Genomic DNA, 17,877 nt, shown 5'->3' with positions numbered 1-17,877 from the left:
CTCCGACAGGAAACGGAGCCCGCATTTTGTCGTGCAACCGCATGGCGACGGCGACCGCTTCATCGACGTGCCGAATGTTTTCCAGCAACACCGCGAATTCGTCGCCGCCCATTCGAGCAATAATCGCGTCGGATTTGCGAAGCGAGGTATCCAGTCTCGAGGCGATGCTGACCAGGAAGTCATCGCCCGCATCGTGACCGAAGTGATCGTTGACCAATTTAAAATCATCGACGTCCATGAAGATGACGGCGAATCGGTTTTGCGGATTGCGAGCCTGATGGTCCACGCATCGCTGCACTCGATCGTTGAACAGCATCCGGTTGGGAAGCCCCGTCAGCGCGTCGGCAACTTTGCCTTCGGTGATGTCGGTCAGCGAACCGGCAATTCGATAGGCGGTGCCGTGTGAGTCTTTGACCGCCAACCCTCGACAAAGCATCCATCGATAGGTTTGGTGTCCGTCTTGCATCCGAAGTTCAGTTTCGAAATGGTCGGTCTCACCGCACAAGTGAGCCTCCAGATCCAACTGCACACGTCGGCGATCTTCGTGATGGATCAAATCCATCCACTCGGACCCATGCGGCGTCCATGAGACACCATCCAAACCAACCATGCTTCGCCAACGCGGAGACAGATACAACTCGCCGGTCACGAGGTTCCAATCCCACATCCCGTCGTTGGTGCCACGAGCGGTCAAGGCATAGCGTTCTTCGCTCTGCCTGAGACGTTGCAACGCGGACTTCAATTGCAACTGCGTCGCGATGCGAGCGATGGTGACGGCGGGATCCAGTGGCTTGCAAACGTGATCGTTTGCGCCGGCGTCGAATGCCCGCACAATCTCGTTCTGATCGCTCTCGGATGTCACCATCACGATTGGCAAGCGGCTCAAGTCCATCATTTGCCGCAGCAACCGCGCCGTTCGGAAACCATCCAAATCCGGTAGATCAACGTCCAACAACACGAGATCAACGTGCTGTTGTTGAACTATCACGATCGCTTCTCGCCCCGTCGCGGCGGGAAGAACGCGGTACTGCCGGTACTGCAGCATCTGGGTCAACATTTCGCGAGTCTCCTCGCAACCCTCCACGACCAAGATCGTTTGGGGATCACTGCCCCGGGACTTGGCCGGCGCTTCAGCACTGCCGTACAAGGACTCCGTGGAATCAAGCGTCCCATTCGCGGTCGCGATGCCGGGGAAAGCAAGATTCTCGACGGACTGCAACGCCTGCAGATCGTTCATTGGGTTGGACGGAAACGTGCTCACAACGATTCCTCCAACAACGATTGCATCAAATCAATCGTCTGTTCGACCCGGTTGGACAATGCCGACAAACACGTCCGAACTCCTTCATTGTTCTTCGAGATCGCATGGGCGGTCAGTTGCGATGTCACCTCAGCGACCGCGGTCATCGAGTGATCTTTCGCGGCACCGGACATTTGATGAGCGAGCCGAGTCACCGATTCTAGATCGCCGCGATCCGCCGCGGTTTGCATCTCGTGCAAACGCATTGGCATGGAAGAACACATGACTTCCATCACCACCGCAGACAGAGCCTTGTCTCCACCACACTCCTTTTGCAAATCCTCGACGCTCATCAACAACGACGATTCGATTGGCTCGAGCTCTGGTTCAATAGTCGTTTCGCTTTCGACTGGCCGCCGAGAAACGATATTCGCGGGCGGATCGATCTTTGAGATGACGACGGGATCGTTGTTCATTTGCGCGTGCAACGAACCAGCATGACACTGATGACACGAATCCGATTCATCAGGCTCGCCCGTTTTCGTCGCACCAATCAAAGCGGTGCGAAGACAGCTTTGGCGAATCGGTTCGGATACCGTCCAAACCCAATCCGGTGCTCGCAATCGATGATGAAAATTGGACTGGCAAGTCGTCCCGCGTGACTGAATGCGAATGTTCGCTGATGTCGCCAAGCATTCCAACGTCTCTTTGGACAACGTTTGGCGTGTGGCAAAGATCGACTCGTCAATCAGGATCGCATCAAAACTCCGTCCCATCTTTTGATTGATCCGAATGCGTTGCAAAGCAACATCCAATTCGTCGCAGGTGGAGGAAGCGATTCGCCACCCCGCCAAAATCTCTGTCAATGCATCTCGTGTCGCTATGTGCGCAGTCACGATCAACACGCGAGTGTTTTCACCAAGCACCAATTCCGGGTGTTGGCTGGACCGCAGATCCGTGTCCTCGACCAAAGTCGTGTCAAAAGCAACTTCCAAACAACCCGAAGGCAAAATTCGCGGTTTCAGATCACTGTGCAATCGCTGTGCGTAGCGGGACGCAATTCGCCATTCCGACGGATATTGCTCGGGCGCAAAACTGTTCGCACCAGTGTCGGTAAACGAATGCCGCGCAACATGGATCGCGAATGTTGTTCGTTTTCCATTCTTGGAAGCGATCAACTTCACATCGCCCCAATCTGAATGCGATGCCGCGTGATGCAACAAGTTCGCCAGAACACAGTGGATGGTTTGCAGGTTGCCTCGAACCACGGGAGGCAGATCGTGACCGATTTGCACGGTGATGCGACGACCGGCTCGATGGATTTCGGAAGCGGCCGACTCAGCCAAATCCTCCACCAGCTCACACAACCGGAATCCTTGCCGTCGATCCTTGAGTGACTGCAGTTCCAAGTCGGCGGTGGCTTCACTATCCGAGTTGCATTCGGATTCCAAATTCACCAAGTGTTCGATCGTGTCGCACAAAGCGTTGGTCATGCACGGAGAGTCGCCAGCACGAACCGATTCGCGAATTCGTCCGAGTGCCCAACGGACTTGGTCGCATAACTCACCAAGTTGGGACTCTTTCGCGTCCGCTTGTGCGCATGCCAATTTCAAGGCGGCGACATTTTGTGTCTGCGTCGCGGTAAAATCGTGAACGGTTCCCAACCATTGTTCCAAATGCCCGGCTGAATTGCGCATCGGAACCAGTGTTTCCACAATCGTTCGTTGCTGCCCGGCGATCTCGATATCCGTTTGGCACTGACTGATCGGCAGATGCCGCGAGAAATAGTCGGCAAACATTTGCCCGCTGGTGCTCTGAGGCGAATGCCACGGAACAATCTGCGTCCGGCCGGGTTCCGATGAACCACCGATGCTTTGGAGTTCCTTGATGGAAGCCACATCGAAGATCTGCAGAAGCTCGTCGCTGGCGTCCAGGAGTCGTCCCGTTTCACTCAGTCGATAAAGACCGGTTGCACCTGGATGTGCCAATGAAACGTCGATTCGATCGGGCGGGGACATGGAGAGAATCAGACGGGGCAGAAGGAAATGCAATCCGACTCCTTCAGGTCAGTGAAGAACCCTGGGAGTCGGATTGCATTTTGGGGCACGCTACAAACATGCCTGCCTTTTTCGGGGGGAACGGGCCCTTCGCCGATCAAATTGAAGACAAGTCTCAGCCCCACCTGACGCGATCCGAAAAACCCGCAAAACCGGAACTCTTTGCCTCACCGATGTACAGTCACAGCATCCTCGCATTCCAGCATCGGACGATCAAAACCGGTTCAGAACGCATGTTCGAACCCCGAGTGAACCCGGGGTGATTTCGCGCGTCGGGGAATTCCCTGATGCACAACTGCCTCGCACGAGTGAACGGCCGCTCAGCTATCGACGATGCTTCGCCCAAGTTGCGAATCGCCTGTTGGCCCGCCCATCATTCCGATTTGGAACGCTCATCCGGCAGTGTGTCTTCGTTTGCAAACGATTGCAGTTCCTGCAGGCTCATCGATTCCTTCAAATCGGGTTGCAGATCGCTCTCGTCATCCAATTGAACCAAAGGCACCGATCGAGGCAGATCGCTTTCCCCGCCTGACGTTCCGTTTCCGTTCGGGCGGCTGACCACGACGGTGATGTTGTCGATCCCGCCGGATCCGTTCGCCAACGCAACCAAGTGATCCGCCATCTCGTCGACGTCATCACCATATTGCTGAACGATGGACAGCAACGTCGCTTCATCGATGTATCGAGTCAGTCCGTCACTGCACAGCACCACCGTGTCGCCCTTCTGCAACTCGACTCGTCGGACCTCAGCGATCAAGTCATTGTGGCCGTGACCACCGAGCACGTTCCAAAGAACGTTCGACCAACGACTGCCCGCTTCGTCTTCGGGCTTCATACCACCGGCATCCACCAACTGTTTCGCTAGCGTGTGATCGGTCGTCAATTGCTCACACTTGCCGTCACGGATCAGGTAGCAACGACTGTCGCCAGCGTGCACGACGTACATACGAGGCCAAACGAGATAGGCCAGTGTCAGGGTCGTTCCCATCCCACGATGCTGGGTCGCGTCCTGTGCCTCCGCGAGCAATTTGGTATGGGTCTGTTGCAACAAAGCTTTTAACGATTCGATGAAGGCCTCGTCATGGTCCTCGTCCAAATGCAAGAACCAGTGAATGTTGTTGAGCAACTGCGAGATCAAATGATCCACCGCCAAGTTGCTGGCTCGTCGTCCAGCCGCGTGGCCACCCATGCCATCGGCGACCACCAAAAGCTCACCGCTTCTACCTCCGAACAGCATGCATTCTTCATCCAACGCCAAACTGGTGGAGTGAATTTGCATGGACTTCCGCAGCTCAGCGATCAGAAACTGATCCTGATTGTCTTTTCGACGTTGACCAACGTCGGTTCGTCCCGCTGCACGAATGGAAGATTCTGTATTCACTGGATCCCTGGAAACTCTGGCTCGATGCGGTCACGTCCATGGCATTCGAATTGACGTTCTGCGAACGGACAGGCAAACCGCAACGTTGCCCGCCACATCACTCATTACGTCTGGTTCCGGACAAAGTTCCAACATCGCGAACAATCGTCGATCCGCGTTACCGACCCGCCACGCGATCAGCAAATGCAATCTACGGACCGTTGCCGAGCACAACTTCAATCGCGAGCAAAGCACTCATTGCCACACTGGTGTTACCCTGCGAAAACCAATGTCCCCTGGACTGACCAACATTGTAGCGTTCCCCCGAGTAGGTGGTTTATGAATTTGCGTCTCGCCACAACGGTTTTTGTCGCGTGTTTCGCGTTGGTTCCCAATGTGAGCCGCGGCCAGGACAACCCACCCACCTCCGATTCATCGGCAACAGAAGAATTCGTGGAGAAATCACCCAACGCCATCCGCGTCGCTTCCTTCAACGTATCGCTCTACGGGAAGAAAGCCGGTGAAGTCGCTGAGCGGTTGCTGGCTGGTGATGATTCGCAAGCCACCGATTTGGCGACGGTGATCCAGACCGTGCGACCGGACATTTTGCTGTTATGTGAAATCGATCACGACGCCGACGGTCGCACGCTCGATGCATTCGTCAACGGCTACTTGGCAAAAGGCGACGCTGCGATCGACTATCCATATCGCTGGTCCATTCCCACCAACACGGGACTGCTTGGCAAGCTTGATTTGGATTCGGACGGCGACGTTGAGCTCCCAACCGATGCTCACGGTTTCGGCCAGTATCCGGGTCAGTACGCGATGGCGATCCTCAGCCAATTCGAAATTGATCGCGATGCCATCCGAACGTTTCAAACATTCCGCTGGTCAACGATGCCGGATGCATTGAAGCCGGTCGACCCTGTCACCGGACGTTCCTACTACAGCGACACGGTTTGGCAATCGTTGCGGTTGTCCAGCAAGAACCACGTGGACGTTCCGATCTTGATCCCCACCAGTCAAAGTGAAGCATCCGCGGGCAATGGCAGATCCAATCCACGCGCCTTGCACTTGCTGGCCAGCCATCCAACTCCGCCAGTCTTTGACGGCAAGGAAGATCGCAACGGAAAACGCAACCACGACGAAATCCGATTTTGGAACGAGTACATTTCCAAACCGGACGCCGAATGGATCATCGACGACTCCGGAACCGTCGGTGGATTGCAGAGCGACTCGGCGGCAGATGCGATGTTCGTGATCGCGGGCGATTTAAACTCGGATCCAAAGCAAGGCGATAGTCTGCGAAGCGGCATCGCCAATCTGATCAGCAACCCTCGAGTGCAAGACGCGATGCCAACCAGTTCGCAACATGGGATTTCCACCGCGAAGTTTGGCCGCAACGAAATTCGCGTGGACTATGTGTTGCCATCCAGCAACCTCCATGTCCTTCGCTCCGCCGTCGTCTGGCCGGATGCAAAAACCGACCTGGGCAAACGCGTCCGAGCGACTGATCACCGAATGGTTTGGATCGACATCGAACGACCGAGCCCGTAGTGAGCTCGGCGACGATCTTTCAGGCTGTCCGGAAGACCAAACAGCCCGAAGCATTCGAATGATCGCGTAACCCTGCGGGTCGCATTCAGCAAACTCGTCTAGCGAACGTCGTGCAGTTCCACTTTGAAGTGCAACGTCGCATTTGGTGGAATCTCCGGTGGGCTGCCCATGACCCCGTAACCAAGATCGGACGGAACTTCCAGTTCGATCATGCCACCTTCGCTGACCAATTGAACTCCTTCGGTCCAAGCCGGGATGACGCTCGACAAATTGAATTTGGTTGGTTCGCGGCGATTGTATGAGCTGTCGAATTCGCGACCGCTGTCCAACCATCCAACGTAGTCCACCGTCACAAAGCTTTCTGGTCCCGGATTGTCTCCACTGCCCTTTCGCAAAATGCGGTACTTCAATCCCGAATCAGTCGTCGTGAATTCGGTCGGAGCGTCGGGGTCTTCCGGACCGGGTGAACTGGACCGCGTGGAGAGATTGCATCCCATTGGCAACATCGCGAAAGCCAATGCCAGCGCAGCCATGGTGGATTTGGACGGAAGATTCATCGGTTCGATCAAACTGGAAGAGTGAAACGCAAATTGGAAGAGCGAAGTGAACGGTTAATGGTCAGCCGGAAGCGGGTGTCAGGCAACTTTTTGCGAATCACCGGCCGGGCGACTTTGGCGACGGCAGCCTGACAATTCTTTTCCGGACCGTTCCTAAGAAGCACGACTGCGACGAATCCTTCTTCGCTCTCGAAAGCGATTTTTGTTGCACGTCTGCCATCTTGGGGCGTGACAGCCTACATTGTCAGACCGTGACAGGACCAGATCCCGACCCAAAACTCTAGAATCGAAGACAGCCCCGAATCATGCCTTTCCGTTACGCAATCTGCAACGAAACGTTTGGTGACATGCCCGTGGAAGACGCCCTTCGCTTGGCAAAGGACGCGGGTTACACCGGGTGGGAAGTGGCCCCATTCATGTTGTCCGATGACATTTCGTCGTTCTCAAAGTCCGAACGTCGCACCTACCGCGATTTAATGACCGACGCGGAAATGCAGTGCGTTGGCTTGCATTGGTTGCTGGCCAAGACCGAGGGCTATCACCTGACGACGCGAGACGCGATCACTCGTGCCAGCACAACCGCGTATTTATGCGATCTGGCGGAATTGTGTGCCGACTTGGGCGGCAAAGTCATGGTGTTGGGGTCGCCTCAGCAACGCAATCGCACCGAAGGCCAATCGATCGACGAGGCGATGGAAAACGCAGCGGAAGTCCTGCGCGGTGTTGTGCCGGCACTTCACTCGCATGGCGTTCGAATCGCTCTGGAACCACTCGGACCAGCAGAAGGCGACTTTCTCAACACCGCCGACGAAGGCGTCCGGCTGGCTGAAATGATCGACGATGACCACATCGGTTTGCACTTGGACGTCAAAGCCATGAGCAGCGAATCCAAACCGATTGAAACCGTCATTCGCGAACACGCCGATTCGATGATCCACTTTCACGCCAACGACCCCAATCTGCTCGGTCCCGGCATGGGCGACGTGCCATTCCAGCCCATCATGCAGGCACTGTCAGACATTGACTATGACGGTTGGGTCAGCGTCGAAGTCTTCGACTATTCGCCTGGTGCAGAAACCCTGGCCCGCGAAAGCATTGCCAATTTGAAAAGCAGCATTGGCTAGGTCCGACTGCCCGAACAATCATTCATCCCCACTTTTAGAACCACACTGACCGAGGCTCTCCCCATGCTTTTGTCCAACTTGATCCACCCCGAAATCTCGGCGGTCTGTGCCGCTGCCGGTCACCACAGCACCATCTTGATCGCGGATGGCAACTATCCGGCACTGAACAAACGCGGCCCCAACGCGAAACTGGTTAGCCTGAACCTGAGCCCTGGTTTGGTTTCATGCGATCAAGTTTTGAAAGCATTGCTATCGGCGATTCCAGTGGAAGCCGCGATGACCATGCAAACCGAGGCCGACGGCCCCTACGCTCTCGATGGCGATCCACCGGTTTGGGAAGAGTACCGCAAGTCATTCAAAGATGCCGGCAGCAGCGTCGAACTGCAACCGCTCGAAAAATGGTCCTTCTACGACCACGTCATCACCGATGACCATGTGCTGACGATCCAAACCGGTGACCAACAACGCTATGCCAACCTTCTGCTCACCCTCGGTGTGCGGATGGATGGATGAATTTCGATAAGATCTCCCGCTGGATGCTGCCGATAGCGCCTTTGGTCGCTCTCGTCATTTGCTATTTCGCGAATCTCAATGGGTTGTCGCTTCCCGCCACGATGTGTGCCGGCGTTGCGATCGTTTGCGCGTTGTGGTGGATCTTCGAATGCCTGCACATCGCCGTCGTGGGGCTGTTGCCGTTCGTGGCATTGCCAACTCTGGGAGTCGTCAGTCACCGCGAGGTGGCCGAAGCGTACGGACACACGATGATCCTGCTGTTGTTGGGAGGGTTCCTGCTTTCCGCCGCGATGGAACGCAGTGGGGCTCACCGCCGAATCGCAATCAACATGGTCAAATTGGTTGGCGGTCGAGGTGGAAAACGCCTCGTTTTGGGGTTCATGCTTGCCACCGCGTCGCTTTCGATGTGGATCAGCAACTCCGCCACCGCACTGATGATGTTGCCCATCGCCTTGGCGGTTCTCTCGCAAGCCGACGATCCCAAACTCCGAGTTCCGCTACTGCTGGGGATTGCCTATTCGGCCAGCGTCGGCGGCATGGCGACTCCAATCGGAACACCGCCCAACGTTGTGTTCATGGGCGAAATGGAATCGAAATTTGGCGTCGAGGTTCCCTTTGGAACTTGGATGATGTTCGGTTTGCCAGTCACGATCATCATGCTGCCGATCATCTGGTGGTGGCTGACTCGCAAGATCGATGACGTCCGCCCAGTCTCAATGCCGTCGATGGATTCCATCGCACGCAACGAAATTTATTTGTTGATCGTGTTTGCCGTGACGGCATTCCTTTGGGTCTTTCGATCCAGCCCGCTTGGTGGCTGGACGGGATTGCTGCCTTGGGACGGCACCCTGATTGGTGACGCGACCATTGCTTTGGCCGCATCGTTGTTTCTGTTCATTTGCCCGAGTGGACTGAACGACGGAGAACGATTGATGGATTGGGACACCGCCGCGAAAATTCCTTGGGGCATCTTGATCATGTTCGGCGGCGGCATGGCGCTCGCCACCGGGTTTGATCAATCGGGATTGAGCGTCTCGATTGGACGACAACTCGCGTTTCTAAAGGAAGCACCGCCATGGGCGATCGTCCTGTCCATTTGCATGCTGGTCACGTTTCTGACCGAGATCACCAGCAGCACCGCGACCGCGATGTTGTTGCTGCCGATCTTGGCCGCGTTGTCTTCGGAAGTAGGACTGCCGCCCGAGTTGTTGATGCTGCCGGGAACGATCAGTTGTTCCTGCGCGTTCATGCTGCCCGTCGCGACCGCCCCCAATGTCATCGTCTTCGGCGCGGGAGGCATCCGCACCGACGAGATGGCTCGCAACGGCTTGTTCCTCAACTTGATCGCCGCTGTTGTGATTACGATGGTTTCTTTGACCGTCGCGGGAATGGACTGGATGCCGCGATTGGACATTGTCCCTCCAGTCCCCGAAAGTGAATCAACAGATGAATCCAATGCGTCGGCGGCTATTGGCATGGGTCGCAATCACCTCGTCTTCCATCCTGAGTTGCAACCTTTTCGCGGATGACACTACGTCTGCCGCAGCAACCGCAGAACCAGTTTCTGTTGTTCAGCCGGGAGCAGAGCTGAAACTGATCGGTGAGTCGTACAAATTCACCGAAGGCCCGACCGCGGACGACAATGGGAACGTCTACTTCACCGATCAACCCAACGATCGCATCGTTCGTTACGACGCGAAATCCGGCGAGCTGACCGATTGGTTGTCGCCATGCGGACGCAGCAACGGATTGTTCTTTGTCGCCCCTGACAAGCTGATCGCTTGCGCCGACGCGAACAACGAGATGTGGTCGATTAACCTGAACGACAAGTCACACAAGGTCTTGGTGGATTCAGTGGACGGTCGTCGTTTTGGCGGCCCCAATGATTGCTGGGTCGACACCAATGGAACGATCTATTTCACCGATCCTCTCTACAAACGACCTTACTGGAAGCACACCATCCCGTCTGACAACCCTCGCGGCGTTTATCGACTCTCCAAAGACGGCGAGCTGACGCAGGTCGTCGATGATTTGGTTCAACCGAACGGCATCATCGGCGACTCGGAGAACCGCCAGCTTTGGATCGCGGACATCGGCGACAAGAAAACCTATCGCTACGATATCGCCGAAGACGGTTCGCTAACCAACCGCGAACTGTTCTGTGAAATGGGCAGCGACGGAATGACGCTGGATCAACAACGCAACTTGTACCTGACCGGCGGAGCTGGTGTGACCGTCTTCGATGCGGACGGCAACAAGCTCGAAACGATTGCCGTTCCAAAGGGCTGGACGGCCAACGTGACGTTTGGCGGCGAGGGACACCGTGAGCTCTTCATCACCGCGAAAGATGCGGTGTACACGATCCCGATGCGTGTCAGCGGGCTGCGTTGAGTGACGCTTGAACGCGATTATCAGCGTCTTGTTCGTGAGCATCAGCGACAGGGACGCTAATGGTTTGATGGTCGATGCGGGCGAGAGAGTTCGCCCGCTTGATGCAGAGAGTCGCCCGCGTCGTGGAAGGTGGGGATCGTCGGGCTTGGAAGCCCGACGTACGTGCACAGATGCCTCGTGGGCATCTGGATGAAGTCTGGCGTCGGTTAGGACAGACTTAGGCGGCCGGTGCTGTCGCCGATTTCTTCCGCGGGCGTTCCGACGACATCGAGCATGCTGAGGAACAAGTTCGCCATTGGCGTTTCTTCTGCTGCCTGCAAGTAACGTCCGGTCTTGATCTGACCACCGCCACCGCCTGCCAGCACGATTGGCAAATCATGGTGGGTGTGACGGTTTCCGTCGCCCAGTCCACTGCCGTACAGCACCATCGAATTGTCCAGCAGCGTGCCGCCGCTTTCTTCGACCGAATCCAGTCGCTCGAGGAAGTAAGCAAACTGTTCGACCAAGTAGTGATCGATCTTTTGAATCTTCTCAACCGTCTCGGTCTTGTCCCGGTGGTGACTCAAACCGTGGTGAGCTTCCTTGACACCGATCTCGGGATACGTGCGATTGCCGCCCGCGGTGTCGAGCATGAAGGTTGCGACTCGGGTCGTATCGGTTTGGAATCCAACGACCATCAAGTCATACATCAAACGAGCGTGCTCACGGAATGCGGTGACACGGCCCATCGGCACTTCGAGATCGGGCAGTGACTTGCGATCTTCGGCTTCGGTTTGCTCAATCCGAGTCTCGATTTCACGCACGCTGGTAAAGTATTCATCCAGCTTGCGTTTGTCGGTCTTGCCGACCTGCTTCATCAGCCGCTCTGCGTCACCGCGAACAACGTCGAGGATGCTCTTTCGGGCCAATCGTTGCTTGCGTTCCATCGCTGCGTCACCGGAACCGAACATTCGCTCAAACGCAAGCCGAGGAATGGTTTCCTTTGGCATCGGTTGCGTTTCGTTCTTCCAGGAGATGTTCGACGAGTAAGCACAGCTGTACCCGGAGTCACAACTGCCAGCGTTCCGGCTGCCGTTCAAACCAAGTTCAATCGACGGCAAACGAGTTTGGCCGGCCAGTGCGGTTGCGGCGACTTGGTCGAGCGAGATTCCCAATCGAATGTTGCTGCTCGTTTTGACTGGACGTGCCGCGGTCAAGAATGTCGATCCACCACGAGCGTGGTCGCCCGCTCCGTCTTTACCCGCTCGTCCGTTTTCGTGAGCCAAGTTCGAGATGACGTTCAGCTTGTCTTTGAAAGCTTCGAGTGGCTTGAGCGTTTCGCCCATCTCCCAGTTATCGCCGTCCACCTTGGGACGCCATTTGGGCTGAATCACACCGTTGGGAAAGAACACGCATGCCATGCGAACCGGACGCGAAACGTCGGTCATCTGCAACGCTTCTTTGGCTGCGTATGCGCTTCGACCGGCTGGCGTCATCGCTTCGAGCAACGGCAATCCGAGAGCCAACCCGGAAGCTCGCAGCATCGTGCGGCGACTCAAACGGGACGAACCGATTTGGACGATCGAGTTGGGCTGGTTGGGAGCGTTGGGGACGTTCATCGAGTCTTTCATGTGACTTTCCTTAGTTCAGGCGAGGAGCCTTGGGCAGGCAGGAAGGAACGATCAGGAGGCGGGGACGCTGGTGGTCAAAAACGGAGGGCTGTTGATGACGCCTTCGACGAGGTCCCGCAAACGGTAACCTTCGCCTTCAGCTTCATCCAAAATGGCTTCTACAAAACATCTATCGGCAGGACGCAGTTCGCGGCCAATAGCAAAGGATAACAATCGGCGGACGGTCGTGTCAGCAAAACGTCGTGTTTCGGTACTGGCCAACATTTCGCTCAATTCCATCGCGCCGCGGAACGAACGGCCGCCAGGAAGCTCTCCGTTGGCGTCGGCAACCGATGGATCGCTGGGCGGTCGCAGTCGTCCGAGGTGGTCCATTGTCTCCAAACCAAACCCGAGGGCGTCCATCACGCGGTGACACGAGGCACAACCAGGATCGGCACGATGCAATTCCAACTGTTCGCGAAGGGTCGCGTCAGCCGAGGCCGCACGTGTTTCTTCCAATTCGGGCACGTTCGGCGGGGCTTCTGGTGGAGGCGTTCCGAGGACGTTTTCCAAAATCCATTTGCCGCGAAGAACCGGTGAGTTTCGAGTCGGATAGCTGGTTAGCGTCAGCACGCCGGCATGGCCCAAAATCCCGCGTCGGCCCGCGTCGGCCAGCGACACCTTTTGAAAAGCGTCCACTTCTTTGGATTCAGGAAGTTTTACGCCATACCAGTCCGCCAACGATTCGTTGACGAATGTATAGTCAGCGGTCAGCAATTCGGTCACTGGCAGATTGTTCTTCAGCACGTGGTCGAACAGTGCGTGAGTCTCGGCGGCCAAGTCATCGACCGTGATCGCGGGACCTTCTTCATTGCCGCCGAAGTCCGCCATGTCGCGAGCCTTCAAGTTGCCCAACCCGAACCACTGAGTGGCGAATTGTTCGCCGAGTGACATCGATTTCGGATCATCCAACATTCGGTGAATGTGACGCCGCCGTTTGGCCTCGTCGACCAACTGATTCTCTTTCGCGGCTTGCAAAAGTTCTTTGTCGGGAATGCTGCTCCACAAGAAGAACGACAATCGGCTGGCCAGCTGAGTCGACGACAACGGAACCGCTTCGCCGGTCGCCGCCAACTCGCGGGCTTCGTCTGTTTCGGGCAGTTCGATACGGAACAAGAAACTCGGCGAGCACAGAATCGCAGTGATGGCCTGTTGCATGCCCACATAGAACGACTCCCGTCGGTCCGTGGCTGCTTCAACCAAAGTCGCGTACCGCTTGACTTCTTCTTCGCTGACTTCGCGGCGAAAAGCTCGACGCATCAACGGTTCCAAATTTACCTTGGCCGCCTTGTAAACGTCTTCCCAATGATCGCTTCGTTCGCGAGCCAATCGGATGATCAGTTGCGACTGTGTGGCGGGCAAATCCTTGCGGCTTTGTGGCCCAGGACCTTTGATCGACACAGTCTTGAATTTGAAGTTGAACTCGTCATCGGAAATCCGACGCGATACTTCAACCTTCTCACCGGCGGGCAACACGGTTTTGGCGAGTTCCTCGTCGGTCAATGCTTTCACACGTTCTGAAACCGATTCGCCGATACGCCATGGGTCCTTGCGATCTTCTGACTTGGGAAGCTCATCGATCCAGGTATCGGTCGGCGAAAAGAAGAACCTGTGTTTGCCGGGTTTGAGCGTTGCTCGGAACGACTCACCGTCGGTCGGGCCACTCTTTTCCTGGTAGTTGAAATCGAGGATCTCAAGCAACAGTCCCTCTTCGTTGTGCACCATCACACAACGATTGACTTTGTCGCTTTCCTTGGGCTCTTCTTTGTCTTCGTCCCTCCGACGATCTCGCTTTCGGTCCTTGCGGTTATCGTCCGAGTCTTTCGCTTCGGCGTCCTTCGAATCGGCGTCCTTGTCTTCTGACTCTTCCTCTTTCGCCGCGATCAGTTCCGATCGACGAACGTTCGTGCCGCCACGAATGTCGAAGTAGTACTCGCCTTCGACGGGAACATCGACCTCGCACCACACCATGCCGTCGCCGCGAATGAACCATTCGCCAAACGAAGCCAACTTTGCTTCGCCGATCGTGTGCAGGGTTTGGTCGGCGAACGTCTTGTTGAGCGATGGCAGAGTTGCGGGATCAACGATGACAGTCGAAGCAACCGATTCGCCGGCCTTCAAATATTTTTCCATCAGCATGGTCGACAGCGACAACACATCAGCGTTGTTGTCAAAGCCACCACCGACTTCGTCCGAGGGGAATTGATCGGCGGGTCGAAGATCCATTCCGAACAAGTCGCGAATGGCGTTGTTGTATTCGGCGCGGTTCAAACGACGCGCGGTGATGCGACCGGGTTTGGGACGCAAGTCACAAGTGGCGTGATAAACCAGATCATCGAGTTGATCGGCGAGTTGACGTCGTTCTTCGACTGTTGGCAACGCGGAATCTTCCGGTGGCATCGCACCGAAGCGAATCATGCTGATCGAGTGCATTGCCAACTCGCTGTTTTCGCGAATCTTTTCGGCGGTGCTGAGAAGCGTCAGATCCACTTCGGCTTCTTGATAGTCCGCGTTGTGGCAATCGATGCAGAACTCTTCCAACTTCAGAAAACCGGAGTTCTCCCAAGCGGTCAGATCATCGGTGGTGGGCTCGACCGTTTTGGAATCGGCCGTCGCGGAAACCTCTGACTCGGGTTCGTCAGCGTGAATGGTTGAGGTCGTCAACAATACTAGCGTGCCCGCGAACGAACAAAGTACGCGAGTCCAGCGAGTTCCCGGCAGGATGCAATCGGATTTCATAGGCAGGCTGAGCGATCGACGGCAAAATTGGATGCAATCCAATCACGAAGCCGATTGACTCAATCGTTGCGATAGGTGGGATGGTGTGAGGCAGGACTGCAAGAAACGATAGCAAGCCGTCCATGGAGGGGGCGTATATCGAACCGCAGCGACGTCCATTGTAACAGATTCTATAGCGTGACCGAATACCTTTCACGAAATCGATCGAGAATTCGCTCGCGGTGAAACAACGCGATTTACCCCGAAAAACGCGTCGATCCGGGGCTCTCGGCTCTCTCGCCGCCGCACCAAACGTCCGATCTATCGCACTGCCAACATTTGTTACAAACCGCCTTCGCATTTTGCCTTGATCGGCTGCGTGACCTGGCGGTGTCCCCGGCAGTTGTAGGATAGAGCCGGTGACCGTACCGAAAGTGGTATCTCGGCACGTGACGCGGCCGCATACATCGATCGAAAACAGCGCCCCGAACGCGGATTGTTCCAGCCTGTTTTATTGACGGGAGCCCAAAGGGTTGGGATCTCGATCGTTGCCGCCTGATGGCCTGGATCGTGATGGTCCGGACAGAACGTTTGGGTTCGGCGTTGAGCGTGATCGGTCTAGCGAAAGAATCGATTCAGCTGAGCCACCGGATTGTTCCGAAACGCTAAAATTCCGCTTCCTTGAATCCGTTTGGGGTTTCGGCTTGGCCACCGTTTGACCTTGCCCCCCAACCACCCTAGGCTTTGCAACGATTTCAAGACCGTACACAGGAGATGCGACGTGGGACTGTTTGATCTGATTCGTTCAGAGTTGATTGACATCATCGAATGGATCGATGACACACAACACACGTTGGTGTGGCGATTCCCTCGGCATGACAACGAAATCAAGAACGGAGCACAACTCATTGTGCGTCCGGGCCAAACGGCCGTCTTTGTTTACAAAGGCGAAATCGCCGATATCTACCCACCCGGGCATTACCAACTGACGACGGACAACATGCCCGTCATGACAACGCTGCAAGGTTGGAAGTACGGATTCGACAGCCCGTTCAAAGCCGAAGTCTACTTCGTCAGCACCCGCCAGCTGACCGATCTGAAATGGGGCACACCCAATCCGATCATGTTGCGAGATCCCGAGTTCGGTCCGATCCGGATTCGCGCTTTCGGAACCTACGCTTTGCGTGCCGTTGATCCCAAAGCATTGTTGCTGGAGATCGTCGGTACCGATGGTGAGTTTGGCGCCGACGACGTCAACGTTTTGTTGCGATCGATCATTCAATCTTCATTCGCGGACCTGATTGGCTCCTCGCAAATCGCGGCGTTGGATTTGGCCAGCAACTATGAGCAGCTCGCCGCTCAGCTTCGCGAACGTGTCGTTGAAAAGATCGACGACGAGTACGGACTGGATTGCCCCCAGCTTTTCATCGTCAACATTTCGCTTCCCGAGTCGGTCGAGAAAGCCCTCGACACGCGAACGAGCATGGGCGTGATTGGCGACATGAATCGGTTCCAGCAATACCAAATGGGCCAAGCGATGACGTCGGCCGCCGAAAACGGTGGCGGCGGTGGTGCGGCCGAAGGTTTGGGACTGGGACTCGGCGTCGCGATGGCCGGTCGGATGATGCCCGGAGCCATGAATCCGGGCGCGATGAATCCCGGTGCAGCAGCTGGATCCGGCGGACCTCCACCACCGCCCGCGGCAACGGCTTGGTACGTAGCAAAGGATGGCGTGACACACGGTCCATTCTCCGCCGATCAAATCCGATCCGGAATCGGAAGTGGCGAGATGGGAGCCGAATCGATGGTTTGGTCGTCGGGCATGGGCGGCTGGTTGATGGCCAAGGATGTTCCCGCGTTGGCATCGATGCTGGCCGCTGGCAGCCCTCCACCACCGCCGCCAGCGAACTGATCCAGGCGACTGACTTTCACGGCCACCGTGATGGAATGATGACAACGGAGTGAACTGAGTGCCCGCAACGCCCCCCAATGCAACGATGAACACGACGAGCGATCGATCCGCCGCTGCGCCGTCCATCAGCGTCGGTGGGCAATGGATCGTCGATGCGTCGGGCTGCGACGCCAAATCACTCCAGTCGTTGGCGACGATCCAGTCCATCTGCAACGACGTGATCGATTCGCTGGGGCTGAAAGTGGTCGGCGAACCTCAGTCGCATGTCTTCGGGCCGCCACACGGTGTCACCGCGTTGTATCTGCTTTCTGAATCGCACCTGGCAGTGCACACGTATCCTGAACACGGCGTTGCCACGTTCAATCTGGTTTGCTGCCGAGAAACCGCGGTGTGGGATTGGCAGACGCAGTTGCAATCTCGTTTGAACGCGACCCACGTGCGAGTCCGACACCTTCGTCGAGGAGCTTGGGAGACCAACGAAGCCTCAGACACACACTGCTGCAACGCATCGTCCGCACACATTCCGGAAGCAATCATCGAGGTCGCCGAATGAAGGTTCGCCGCGCTTCGTGTCCCGGCTGTGGGGCTCCCGTTGAATTCCGGTTTGGGAACTCGATGGTCAGCGTCTGCGAGTTTTGCCATACCGCGGTCGCTCGTGGTGACAAAGACATCGAGGACTACGGCAAAGTCAGCGATCTCGTCGAAACGGACTCGGTCGTTCAACTCGGTTCCACCGGATCTTTTCGCGGCAAGCCTTTCGAAGTGATCGGCCGTGTTCAATACGACCATGCGGCAGGCG

At 56.2% G+C, this 17,877-nt stretch carries 13 protein-coding genes and 1 pseudogene; 8 read left to right on the top strand and 6 right to left on the bottom strand.

Going from position 1 to position 17,877, the window contains the following annotated elements:
• From B2R17_RS12950 to B2R17_RS12940, 3 genes are all read right to left on the bottom strand, one after another.
• Positions 1-1,261: diguanylate cyclase domain-containing protein (locus tag B2R17_RS12950; protein WP_286764307.1), on the bottom strand; the 1,261-nt coding region annotated here is incomplete at its 3' end.
• The gene (locus tag B2R17_RS12945; RefSeq protein WP_286764306.1) at positions 1,258-3,258 is read right to left on the bottom strand and encodes an Hpt domain-containing protein; all 2,001 of its coding nucleotides are present in this window, start codon (positions 3,256-3,258) and stop codon (positions 1,258-1,260) included. The genes B2R17_RS12950 and B2R17_RS12945, both read right to left, overlap by 4 nt.
• 412 nt (positions 3,259-3,670) lie before the next feature.
• On the bottom strand, positions 3,671-4,678 hold the full coding sequence (locus tag B2R17_RS12940; RefSeq protein WP_286764305.1) for a PP2C family protein-serine/threonine phosphatase: 1,008 nt from the start codon (positions 4,676-4,678) through the stop codon (positions 3,671-3,673).
• Positions 4,679-4,996: 318 nt separating this feature from the next.
• Here B2R17_RS12940 and B2R17_RS12935 point away from each other — a divergent pair, with 318 nt between their 5' ends.
• Positions 4,997-6,214 (top strand): endonuclease/exonuclease/phosphatase family protein, encoded by a 1,218-nt coding sequence (locus B2R17_RS12935; protein WP_286764304.1) that lies wholly within the window; start codon positions 4,997-4,999, stop codon positions 6,212-6,214.
• A gap of 98 nt (positions 6,215-6,312) precedes the next feature.
• Here the strand turns inward: B2R17_RS12935 and B2R17_RS12930 are convergent, their stop codons facing one another.
• Positions 6,313-6,771, bottom strand: coding sequence for an FKBP-type peptidyl-prolyl cis-trans isomerase (locus tag B2R17_RS12930; protein WP_236618008.1), 459 nt, complete (start codon positions 6,769-6,771; stop codon positions 6,313-6,315).
• A 305-nt stretch (positions 6,772-7,076) separates the two neighbouring features.
• Here B2R17_RS12930 and B2R17_RS12925 point away from each other — a divergent pair, with 305 nt between their 5' ends.
• The 4 genes from B2R17_RS12925 (at position 7,077) to B2R17_RS12910 (ending at position 10,799) form a co-directional block, all read left to right on the top strand.
• The gene (locus B2R17_RS12925; protein WP_008655180.1) at positions 7,077-7,895 is read left to right on the top strand and encodes a sugar phosphate isomerase/epimerase family protein; all 819 of its coding nucleotides are present in this window, start codon (positions 7,077-7,079) and stop codon (positions 7,893-7,895) included.
• 63 nt (positions 7,896-7,958) lie between these two features.
• Entirely contained in the window at positions 7,959-8,408 is a 450-nt protein-coding gene (locus B2R17_RS12920) for an RbsD/FucU family protein (RefSeq protein WP_008655179.1), read from the top strand.
• Positions 8,405-9,937 carry an SLC13 family permease gene (locus B2R17_RS12915; protein WP_286764303.1) on the top strand — a complete coding sequence of 511 codons (1,533 nt, stop codon included), beginning with the start codon at positions 8,405-8,407 and terminating at the stop codon, positions 9,935-9,937. Before B2R17_RS12920 ends, B2R17_RS12915 begins: the two co-directional genes overlap by 4 nt.
• Entirely contained in the window at positions 9,855-10,799 is a 945-nt protein-coding gene (locus B2R17_RS12910; RefSeq protein ID WP_286764302.1) for an SMP-30/gluconolactonase/LRE family protein, read from the top strand. The genes B2R17_RS12915 and B2R17_RS12910 overlap by 83 nt, the downstream gene beginning before the upstream one ends.
• A 206-nt stretch (positions 10,800-11,005) precedes the next feature.
• Here B2R17_RS12910 and B2R17_RS12905 read toward each other — a convergent pair whose 3' ends face one another.
• Together B2R17_RS12905 and B2R17_RS12900 are read right to left on the bottom strand one after the other, a co-directional pair.
• Complete coding sequence (locus B2R17_RS12905) at positions 11,006-12,409, bottom strand: DUF1552 domain-containing protein (RefSeq protein WP_008655176.1); 1,404 nt, start codon at positions 12,407-12,409, stop codon at positions 11,006-11,008.
• Between the two features lie 51 nt (positions 12,410-12,460).
• Entirely contained in the window at positions 12,461-15,187 is a 2,727-nt protein-coding gene (locus tag B2R17_RS12900; RefSeq protein ID WP_286764301.1) for a DUF1592 domain-containing protein, read from the bottom strand.
• 760 nt (positions 15,188-15,947) lie between these two features.
• Here B2R17_RS12900 and B2R17_RS12895 point away from each other — a divergent pair.
• The 3 genes and pseudogenes from B2R17_RS12895 to B2R17_RS12885 form a co-directional block, all read left to right on the top strand.
• Entirely contained in the window at positions 15,948-17,078 is a 1,131-nt protein-coding gene (locus B2R17_RS12895) for an SPFH domain-containing protein (protein WP_008655174.1), read from the top strand.
• Between the two features lie 58 nt (positions 17,079-17,136).
• Positions 17,137-17,631, top strand: a complete 495-nt coding sequence (locus tag B2R17_RS12890; RefSeq protein WP_286764300.1) for an S-adenosylmethionine decarboxylase family protein — start codon at positions 17,137-17,139, stop codon at positions 17,629-17,631.
• A pseudogene (locus B2R17_RS12885) lies at positions 17,628-17,877 on the top strand (DUF4178 domain-containing protein); the annotation flags it as partial. The gene B2R17_RS12890 and the pseudogene B2R17_RS12885, both read left to right, overlap by 4 nt.

It is taken from the genome of Rhodopirellula sp. UBA1907, from assembly GCF_002337565.1.
Classification (GTDB): domain Bacteria; phylum Planctomycetota; class Planctomycetia; order Pirellulales; family Pirellulaceae; genus Rhodopirellula; species Rhodopirellula europaea.
This window is presented reverse-complemented; position numbering and strand designations above follow the sequence as displayed.

Coding starts and splice junctions, on each gene's coding strand:
- B2R17_RS12930 (WP_236618008.1), bottom strand. CDS start 6,771: ATGAATCTTCCGTCCAAATCCACCATGGCTGCGCTGGCATTGGCTTTC.
- B2R17_RS12905 (WP_008655176.1), bottom strand. CDS start 12,409: ATGAAAGACTCGATGAACGTCCCCAACGCTCCCAACCAGCCCAACTCG.
- B2R17_RS12915 (WP_286764303.1), top strand. CDS start 8,405: ATGAATTTCGATAAGATCTCCCGCTGGATGCTGCCGATAGCGCCTTTG.
- B2R17_RS12900 (WP_286764301.1), bottom strand. CDS start 15,187: ATGAAATCCGATTGCATCCTGCCGGGAACTCGCTGGACTCGCGTACTT.
- B2R17_RS12920 (WP_008655179.1), top strand. CDS start 7,959: ATGCTTTTGTCCAACTTGATCCACCCCGAAATCTCGGCGGTCTGTGCC.
- B2R17_RS12935 (WP_286764304.1), top strand. CDS start 4,997: ATGAATTTGCGTCTCGCCACAACGGTTTTTGTCGCGTGTTTCGCGTTG.
- B2R17_RS12910 (WP_286764302.1), top strand. CDS start 9,855: ATGAATCCAATGCGTCGGCGGCTATTGGCATGGGTCGCAATCACCTCG.
- B2R17_RS12945 (WP_286764306.1), bottom strand. CDS start 3,258: ATGTCCCCGCCCGATCGAATCGACGTTTCATTGGCACATCCAGGTGCA.
- B2R17_RS12925 (WP_008655180.1), top strand. CDS start 7,077: ATGCCTTTCCGTTACGCAATCTGCAACGAAACGTTTGGTGACATGCCC.